Origin of the sequence: Butyrivibrio sp. NC2007 (assembly GCF_000421405.1) — a bacterium.
GTDB lineage: Bacteria > Bacillota > Clostridia > Lachnospirales > Lachnospiraceae > Butyrivibrio.
This window is the reverse complement of the sequence record NZ_ATWY01000024.1, coordinates 24,894-34,904: the sequence shown is the minus strand read 5'-3', so window position 1 is coordinate 34,904 and position 10,011 is coordinate 24,894. Positions and strand designations below refer to the sequence as shown.

The 10,011-nt window shown below is 44.5% G+C and carries 7 protein-coding genes; 1 reads left to right on the top strand and 6 read right to left on the bottom strand.

Features of this window, described 5'->3' with window-relative positions; genetic code table 11:
• Positions 1-369: 369 nt before the first annotated feature.
• From G632_RS0116165 to G632_RS0116140, 6 genes are all read right to left on the bottom strand, one after another.
• Complete coding sequence (locus tag G632_RS0116165; RefSeq protein WP_022770523.1) at positions 370-582, bottom strand: hypothetical protein; 213 nt, start codon at positions 580-582, stop codon at positions 370-372.
• Between the two features lie 228 nt (positions 583-810).
• Positions 811-2,439, bottom strand: coding sequence for a TolB family protein (locus G632_RS0116160; RefSeq protein WP_155828912.1), 1,629 nt, complete (start codon positions 2,437-2,439; stop codon positions 811-813).
• A 1-nt stretch (position 2,440) separates the two neighbouring features.
• On the bottom strand, positions 2,441-4,585 hold the full coding sequence (locus G632_RS20495) for an ATP-dependent helicase (protein WP_022770521.1): 2,145 nt from the start codon (positions 4,583-4,585) through the stop codon (positions 2,441-2,443).
• Positions 4,586-4,719: 134 nt separating this feature from the next.
• Positions 4,720-6,333, bottom strand: a complete 1,614-nt coding sequence (locus tag G632_RS0116150; RefSeq protein ID WP_022770519.1) for a sugar ABC transporter substrate-binding protein — start codon at positions 6,331-6,333, stop codon at positions 4,720-4,722.
• A gap of 37 nt (positions 6,334-6,370) precedes the next feature.
• Positions 6,371-7,258 (bottom strand): carbohydrate ABC transporter permease, encoded by an 888-nt coding sequence (locus G632_RS0116145; RefSeq protein ID WP_022770518.1) that lies wholly within the window; start codon positions 7,256-7,258, stop codon positions 6,371-6,373.
• A 16-nt stretch (positions 7,259-7,274) separates the two neighbouring features.
• Positions 7,275-8,183, bottom strand: coding sequence for an ABC transporter permease (locus tag G632_RS0116140; RefSeq protein WP_022770516.1), 909 nt, complete (start codon positions 8,181-8,183; stop codon positions 7,275-7,277).
• Between the two features lie 142 nt (positions 8,184-8,325).
• Between G632_RS0116140 and G632_RS0116135 the strand changes: the two genes are divergently transcribed.
• The gene (locus G632_RS0116135) at positions 8,326-10,008 is read left to right on the top strand and encodes a sensor histidine kinase (protein WP_081647200.1); all 1,683 of its coding nucleotides are present in this window, start codon (positions 8,326-8,328) and stop codon (positions 10,006-10,008) included.
• Positions 10,009-10,011: the final 3 nt, after the last annotated feature.

Below are 10,011 nucleotides of genomic sequence, written 5' to 3'. Positions count from 1 at the left end.
CTCCATGGCTAAGATAAATCTCATTATATCTGTAAACGACCATTTCTTAGTGCGGCAAAAATCCGTATTTGGGTTCCGGGTAAATAGCCAATGAACTCGGTCCATTTGATCAATAATTGACAGCAGCTTGTTTTTAACAGTTTTAGAATAGTTCATTTAGTGCCTCCTTGAAAAAAGATTTGTCTTTAATTTCAAGGGCCGCTTTCGCTACTTCTAAATACAATTCGTAGCGAAAGCGGCCGCACTTTTTCAGTCATCTGTCAACTATTTTTTAATAAAAAAAGACCTCTATACCATTTCTGATATAGAGATCTTATTCCGTCATCTTATCTTAATGACATTGGCCATCAGGCCGCGCCATTTTTATTATCAAGCTGTTCTAAGAAGTCCGACAACTCCGATGATCAGCAGAATCGGAAGAGCTATAAAAGCAAATCCGTATGCAACCATTCCAACAAGAATAAATGGAAGGAACACAATGTAGAACAAGAATTTCATTATGCCCCAGGTTGCTTTGAATGCGAAACCAAGCAGTCTGCCGAAGATCATGAAGAACAAAATAAAGAATATGATAGTCATCATGTGCGTTCACCTCCTTTTTGTTTTCTCCAAGTTCTTACCTGTTGATAAGAGTTTACTTCCACAAGGCGCAAACAAAAATGCTCGTTTTGGAGAAAACCGGGAGGTTATTTTTCTTTTGAAGAAAATGAGTCATCGGGGACGTTTCAGTTTGACTCAAAATGAGTCAAGCTGAAACGTCCCCAGTGTCTCATTTTGAGTCAAACTGAAACGTCCCCGGTGACTCATTTTTTACTTCTCGAATACATTGTTGTTTATGACAATGAAATACTTACCGTTGCTGTCTTCATAGCCTGCAACTTCTTCACTGTTTACATAATTTATCAGATAGTCCACATCGGTAGCAACCGTTGCCTTTGACGATCCGTCTTTATTAATGCTTCTGAGTTCACCATCACATGTGTAGTAGCATTTTCCGAACAGTTCATCCCAGATCACTCCGTTAATGTTTTCCTCACCGCAATTATCAAGAAGTACATCTTCCTCACCCTCTTTGAAATAATAGAGCTTGAAATCATCACCGTGTTCGTCATATTCTAATTTTAGAATAAAGCCCTCAGAAAAGCCATCTACATATTCTATGCGCTCCAAAATCCTGTCTTTCTCGGATATGATCGTCTCGTCAACATCACCGGATTTATATACCGCTTTATAGGTAGCGCCATCCTGTTTATATAGACAGGTCGGTCCCTCTGAAGTCATGGCATACTTATACGCATATCCGCCATCTCTGAGCTGCACAGCCGATGTGCAGTCCTTACTCAAGCAATAAGTCTTATCTCCGCAATCCAGTATCACAGCATCCGCCAGGTTATCCACACCAACAATAGCATCGTTCACCATGTCACCTGTATGATTTACATCAGCATCTACAATCTCGATCTCACGCATGTCATCTGCAAGCTCTACCGGCACATCCAGCCCACTCTCAAAGTACCATACCTTTTCGTTATCTGTATAAAGCACCTTCTCACAGGATCTGTCAAAGTAAGAATGGTATGCATATTCCTTGTTGATTCTCCTTGACTCACCATTTTCATAACAGTAAAAACCATTGTCGTTTCCCGAGTACAGCTCATAAAATACAATATTACCGCCGTTGTTAACCGCCAAAGGAGTAAACATACCTGTTTTAGCCTCATCAATGACAACCGGCTCTTTTCCGATTCCTCCGATAACAACGCCGTGTTTACTGTCAGGTAGGTAATCATTATAGACAATTGTTTTACCATCCGGAGAAATACGTGGTCTGCTACCGTTATCTGAAAGAAACGTCTCCTCCCTGGTCTCAGTATTATACAGCCACAGTCCTGCCGAAGAAGAAATGTAATAGACCGTCGTACCATCATAGCTGATACCGGCACAAGAGCAGCCACTTGCTATCTGCTTAAATGTAAGGTCTGCTTCCACCAGGTAGCAATTCCTGTTCTTTAGGATTACTCCGTATTTTCTGTCTGCATCGAAATAGACATACATCCCAAATGGATCGTTGTCATGAAAATTAGTCAGCACCTCTCCGTTGTCATTAAAAAAATATCCGTCAGTCTCGTAAAGTTTTATACCGGTATATGGCTTCTTCTCGGGCGTAATATCTACAACTTTTACCCCGCTCTCTTTTTCCGTCTCGTCCACCGGCGTCACTTCCGGAATTTCTTCAGGTTGCCCCGAAGGCGTCAGCTCAATCCCTAGTTTTTCCTCTGTCTTGTCCTTTGCTGTCTGCGCAGCATCTCCGATTTTCTCCGCAGCCACAGGGTTAAACGCCTTAAGGAATCTGTATCCCAAGAACATTGAACCTGCCATGACCGAGAGCATAACTATTGTAGTCAAAAGACCTCTAAGAAAATTACTACCTTTTTTCATCCTAATCTATCACCTTCATCCCCGTAGTAAATGCGAAAGGATACATAAATATCCTCTCGTCTCCGGAGTCAAATTGTACTGTAAATTTTGTGGGCAAATCATCGTCATCCCACCTGACGTCGATTATTGTGCCTTCGCCATATTTGCTCTGGCTTACTCTCTCACCGCTCACAAGATTATCGGGTACATCCTTCTCTTCCACTGCTGCTTTCTTTTTCTTAAGAAGCGGAGTTGGCTTAAGGAGGACACTTGCTGCCTTTTTCTTTGGTTTCTTTTTTTCGGCGTCGGGCACTTCTTTCATCTTGCTCATCTCTGACACGAATATAGATGGTGCATCTGAATACTTCATGATATTGAGGTTATCCTTAGCCCTGGTCATTCCGACGTAAAAGATCCTTCGCTCCTCCTCATAGTCCTGCTTCTCCTTGGGTGTTGCCTTCTTGAAGTTTATCACCTTGCCGGGAAGAGCACCGTTTATGACATCCATCAGATAGACTGAGTCATACTCAAGGCCCTTGCTGGAGTGGATCGTTGACAGAATGAGCTTACTCTTATAGTTTGGCTTCTCCTCTGTAAGTGTCTGCCTGAGCACATCAAGCCTGTCAAGGAAGCCATCTATTGTCGGCTCATTTTTGGCAAGGCACTCCAGGATAAAGAGCTTGCCCACATCCATATTGTTATCGCTTAAATACTCGCCGTATCCCATGAATTTATCAAGCCTGCTTATGGCCTTATAAGAACTCTCGCCTGCCATATTTCTGAAGTGCGTCCTGAGAGCCCTGACGTTGCCGAGGACTCTTTTGCCCAAATCAGCGTACTCTGCAGCATCAAGAATACCTATATGCCTCTCATCCGCAATCCTGCACATAGCCTCTGCATCAGGCTTTCTGAGGAAAGTCTGGAACTTAAAGTATATCTTCATGAAGAGCTCCGGATCGTATGGGTTTTGGCAGAACCTGAGCATGTTGACAACATCCACCACAACTCGATGCGAAAAGAATGCCATGTCGGCACTCTTTATCCTGTACGGCACGTTCTCTCTAAGGCAGAGATCCACCAGCGGAAGCACGCTCTCGTTATCGCGATACAAAACCGCCGTCTGAGACGATGCATCCCTGGCCACTTCAAGCAGATACTTGTACTGAGACTCTCTCTTTCCAAGCGTGATAAAGTTTATATCAGACTGCGCATCCCTGGTGGCGCGCATGTGCTTCTCATGTCGGCTGAAGTTCTTTTGAATAAAGATGTCTGCTGCCTCCACTATCGTGGCGCTGGATCTGTAGTTCCTGTTCATCACAAGAACTTTGGCCCCGGGATGTTCTTTTTCAAAGTGCAAAAGAGCTTCCGGATATGCAGCTCTAAACCCGTAAATACTCTGGTCTTCGTCTCCGACCATGAAAAGATTACCCTGCTCTCCGGATAAAAGAGCTATGATCATATGCTGCACCTTCGAGGTGTCCTGGGCTTCGTCGACACAGATATATCTGTACTTATCCCTGTAGAACTCCAAAAGGTCTTTTGACCCCTTGAGCATCCTGTAGGCATAGATCATCTGATCGTCATAGTCCATAAGACTTCTGGCCTTGAGCTCTTTGTTGTAGCTGTTGTAGATCTGAAGCAGCTCGATTCCCTCATCTTCACCTAGCCTCTCGATCTCATCTTCGCCCAGCATCATGTTCTTGCAGTAGGTGATGAACGTCCTGACCATCTTGATGTCGCTCTCTGTGGGATATTCCTTCATCACCTTCACAAAGATGTCGGTCAGGATCTTGCCCGAGAGCTTCTCATCTGTGATCAGGTCAAAAGAGGTTTTCCCGATCAGCCTGCCATAGTGAGCTATAATCTTGGCACAGATTCCGTTGATGGTCCTGAATTCAAGCCTCTCAGACACATCCTCGCCAAAGATGCTCTTAAATCTCTCAGCCATATCTCTTGTGGCAGCAACGGTATAAGTCAGCGTCAGTATGCTTGCCGGGTCAATCTCTTTTACATAGAGCATGTACCCCAGCCTGTTCACAAGCACAGTAGTCTTTCCGCTTCCGGGGACAGCCAGAAGCAGCACCGGACCTTCTACAGTCCTTACAGCCGTAAGCTGTTCATCATTTAGTTTTGATCCGTATTTATCTAAAAATTCCTGTTCTGTCATTCTGGAAATCTCTTTTTCTCCCCTTCGAAACACCTAAAGAGTATACCTTATAGCACTAAAGAAATCCAATGTAAAAAAACCGGCGGAGACTGTAAAGGCCTCCACCGGCTTCTTAGATAAAAACATGGTTTTTATTATTTATTAGCCTGATATGTGTTGTAAGCATCCTGCTGGATCTGGATGAAATCGTTATATCCCATGGTCTCTAGAGTTGAGATATATCCATCCCACTGCTCGTTTACACCACCCTCTGTTACCCATGTAGCTTGTGATGCAGTAACATAAGCATCAAGGTCTGTGAACAGAGTTGCAAGAGTTGTGAGCTGATCTGTTGTGTAACTCACATTAGGATATGCCTCTTTTGCATACTTGCTCATTTCCTTATCAAGGGCAAGCTTACTTGCATCGCCGTTTGCTCCTGCGTACTTAACCTTGTCGTTGAAGCCGTCAGCTACATACTTAGGACCGAAATCACGAAGTGACTGGATCCATGCAAATGTATCTGCAGAGTTGCCATCATCGGGCTCAAGAACTGTGTATGTTCCGTCATCAGCCTTAGAGATTGCTTTGTCAAAAGAGCCATAGAAGTTCTGGATTGATGCATCATCAGTGTAGAACTTGTCTGCCCATGCAAGAAGTGGACCTGGGTTTGCACATTTATTTGTTACTACAAACTCGTATCTTGAGTAGTTCCAGTGCTCAGGGTCTGATGAGATGTACTGCTTGCCGTCAGGACCTGCAAGTGCAGGAAGTGCAACGTACTGGCCTGCGTTTGCGCCAAAGGTTGAATCAGCTGTCCATCCGGGAGCTGCACCAACGATAGGTGTCTCGTTCATGAGCTTTGCATCACGCATTGAAGAATCTTCTGTGAAGAGCTCAGGATCGATAAGTCCCTTAGCGTAGCAGTTGTGCATCCACTCGATACCTGCTTTGTAGCCATCTGTTACAGGAAGGTAAACAGGCTTTCCGTCCTGAACTGCCATCATGTATGTTCCGTCAGCACCGATTGTTGTTCCGAAAGGAAGGCAGAAGAACATAACTGAATCAGCATAGCCCTGTCCGAAAGGAATCTCATCGTTAGGGTCACCGTTTCCGTTTGCATCCTGCTCCTTGAATGCAGTAAGAACATCCTCGAATTCCTGATATGTTGTAGGAACTTCAAGTCCGAGATTATCAAGCCACTGCTTGTTTATGAACATCTGGTTTGCAACGATAGGTCTGCAAGGCTTCTTGGAAGGAAGTCCGTAGATATGTCCGTCAGCTGATGTAGCAAGAGCCTTCATTGTAGGATCTGCTTCCATGATTGCCTTGAAGTTAGGCATGTACTCGTCAATATAATCATCAAGGGCAATGAATGATCCTGTGTTTGTGAGAACATCTGACTCTGAGAAACAGATTGATCCCATGAAAGCATCCGGAAGATCTCCGCCTGCAAGAAGAACTGCCTTCTTGTCAGCCCAGTCTGAATTAAGGATTGTGTCCCATGTCAGGCTGATTCCTGCTTCCTCTGCAGCCTTGTCCGGGAATCCAAGATGATAATCCTCACCCCAATCAGCCCATCTTACAGTAGCAACTGTGTAGGCGTTATCACCACCTGCGCTCTCAGTCTGAGCTGCAGCTGTAGTTGCTGCCTGTGTTGCATCTGTACCTGTTGTCTGAGTAGCAGTACTACCTGCTGCGCTTCCGCAAGCGGTAAGTGCAAAACTCAGTGCCAGTGCGCCAGCCAATAAACCATACTTTTTCTGCATTTTCTCTCTCCTTCTCATAACTATAATTGTATACTATTTATCCCTTCACCGCTCCTATCATGACGCCCTGGTTGAAATATTTCTGTAAGAATGGATAGAGCATCATAATGGGGAGTGTAGAAATCACAATTGATCCGTACTTCATCATGTCTGAGAGCTGTCTGAGCTCCTGTGCCATGGTGCCTGTTGCTGCTCCGAGAAGTGACTCATTTGCAATAAGTATTCTTCTAAGCAAGAGCTGCAAAGGTATCAGGTCTTCATTCTGAAGATATATAAGAGCGTTAAACCATGAATTCCAGTGTCCAACTGCTGTCCAGAGTCCCACAACCGCGATGACTGCTTTTGAGAGCGGAACTGCGAACTGAACGAAGTACCTCATTGTGGAGCAGCCGTCAATCTGGGCTGCCTCCCACAATGATTCCGGTAGGGAATTTTGAAAAAACGTTCTTGCCACAATAATGTTGTAAGTGGATACCGCAAAGGGCAGAACCATAACCAGAAAAGTATCAAGGAGGCCAAATTGCTTGACAACCAGGTAGATCGGGATCAGTCCACCGCTGACAAACATCGGGATTATGTAGAAAACATTTATCCATTTTCTTCCGGGTAAATCTTTTCTGGACATTGCATAGCCGGCAGTTATATTAACAAACAGAGCAACCGCAGTGCCGACTATGGTATAAAGGATAGTGTTCAAGTAGCTTTTCCAGATCTGTCTCTGCTCAAAAAGCTTTTGGTATCCCCTTACATCAAATTGTTTAGGCCAAAACCATACTTTACCGCTGGCAACATCCGCAGGATTACTGAAGGATGCTATGATAACAAACCACAGCGGATAAATAACTCCTATGATCATCAGGATCGCGATAACGTGGAATATGATGTTGACCACGGCGTCCTGGGAAAATTTCTTTTTACCGATCATCTCTTTTCCCCTTTTATCAGAACAGACTGTTATCTGTGAATTTCTTGGATATCAGGTTAACCAGTAAAAGAACTATCACGTTAACCACTGTATTGAACAGGCCGATAGCTGTTGATAAGCTGTACTGCATGCTCTGCATACCCATCTTGTAAACATAGGTTGATATGATCTCGCTGCTCATGATGTTCTGTACGTTCTGCAGCAAAAAGACCTTTTCAAAGCCTATACCAAGAATGCTTCCGGCTCTTAATATCAGAAGAACCATTGCTGTCGGAAGAATCATCGGTATGTCAATGTATCTTATCTTCTGAAGAGTTGTTGCTCCGTCAACGGTTGCTGCCTCGTAATATGTTGGATCGATTCCTGCAAGTGCTGCCAGATAGATGATTGAATCCCATCCAAGGTGCTGCCAGATATCGCTCCATACATATACATGTTTGAAGTTTGCTGCGCTGGCCATGAGGTTTGGGAACTGCGCTCCAAAGAGCTTAAAGAGGTTTGCGAACAGTCCGCTTGATGGTGACAGGAAGATGAGAATCAGACCACACATAACCATTGTTGATATAAAGTGCGGAAGGTAAGTCACAACCTGGAACACCTTCTTAAACATCTTGGTCTTCATCTGGTTGCACATCAGCGCCAGAAGAATCGGAAGCGGGAAGCCAACCAGTATGCTGTAAATGCTCAATACCAGCGTGTTCTTGATGGTAACTGCGAACTGATATGATCTGAAGTACTGCATGAAATTCTTCATGCCCACAAACTTACTGCCCAGTATTCCAAGCGCCGGTGAGTAACTCTGAAAAGCAATCACGATTCCCACCATGGGAAGGTAGGCAAAGCAGAACAGCAGTATTGCTGAAGGTGCAAGAAGCAGATACAGCTGATAATTCTTTTTGATAAATCTAAGGAACTTGTTATTCATCGCTCACTCCTTTTGTTTATGAATCGATAATAATTTTTTTAGATTTTTTTAAATAGCACTTTTTCGTTCACCCCGTAGCACTTTTTGGACAAAGTATCTAAAAGCTATAGCCTGCCAAATCTCTTTTCTATATAATGAACTCATGAAAAATAAAGGAAGAACGCGCTCTTACCCGGTTGTTCAGATGCTGACCAAGACACTTTATCTCGCCATTCCGGTGGTGATACTTTTTGTAGTGGTCAGCTGGTTCTCTTTTTCCGAGATCAGAAAGCAGAACAATCTGGCTCTTAAGAGCAGCGTAAACATTTATCAAAATGAATTAGAGCACAAGCTCTCTGCCATAGAGCACTTCGTTCAGTGGACCGTAGTTCACGACCCGATCCTTGATGCCTTTGATGAGTCAGGGCACATGGGCGACTTCAGAGACGCCAGCAACGAGTTGCGTCTTCGCGTAAGTGACATGCAGTACTCGACAGGTTCTGAGTATATGTATTTCTTTTACTGGGATGAGAAGGATATCTTTTTTAATGCCTCTGACCTGAAGGTAAACTATGAGACCTATAAAAAGATAAAAGAGCGAATCAAGTCCGATGTAGGAACCAACTATACCTGGGAACCATGCATGATCGGTGACAATGCCTTTTTGTACTACAGCATCACCTACGAGCATCGCATTTTCTCATGCGTTGTTTCCATGGAGGATATCTTATCTCCGCTCTCTTCAATAAATCTGGGAGAGCAGGGCTCCATCCAGGCACTTAGCGCAGACGGAGATGTCTTTTACAGGACAAGCGAAGGTCCCGGGGGCTTTAGAGGAAACTTCTATAACAGACTTATCTTCCCCGGCGACGAGGCAGATCTTCCCTTCACTCTGGCCATAGATTCTCTTGCGCTTGGTAATTACGGAAGGCTGTTCTTTTTACAGTTCATCGTCTTTTTAGCGGCGCTGATGCTGTGCTTTATCATGGGCGGATACGTTCTGGTAAGTTATCGAAAGGTCATTCTTCCCATAAAGATCTTTTCAAAGAGCCTCTCAGAGATGGATTCGCTAAAAGACACTGAGGGACTGGTCCTCACTGACAGCCGTGTACAGGAGCTCAATCAGATCAACGACCAGTTCAAGAATCTCATTCATGAGATAACAAGGCTGCGAATTGATGTTTACGAGGCGGAGCTGGACAACAACAAATTCATGATCCACTTCCTGCAGCAGCAGATAAAACCGCACTTTTACTTAAACTGTCTCACCACCATAGACAGCATGGTGAGCCTTGGGGACATGGATGCAGCAAAGAAGATGCTTATGTTCACCTCCAGGTATTTCAGATATCTTTTCCAGGTGAACAATAACTTTGTGCCGCTCATCAACGAGCTGGCCCATGTGGAGGACTACCTCTCGATTCAGAACATGAGGCTATCACGCCCCACTCAGTACGTTACTGACCTTCCCAAGGACTGCAATCAGCTTAGCATCCCTCCGCTTCTTCTTATCACCTTTGTGGAAAACAGCGTCAAGCACGCGACTCCACCTGAAGGCGAGAGTCTTAAGATCTCCATCCGGGCAAAAAAGCTTTTGGATGCTGAGGACGGTGCAGGCGATATTCTGGAGATTGTCATCAGCGACAACGGACAAGGATTTGACCCGCAGATCCTTAATAAGATAAAAAATGGCGAGGATATTATCTCAGACGATGGAAGCCACATCGGAATCACGAACTGTATAAGGAGACTTAGTCTTCTTTACAACAATTCCTTTGAGCTCATCGCTGACAACACAGAGGAGCACGGTGCAAGGATCACTCTTCGCATCCCCGTCAAAGTTTGAATG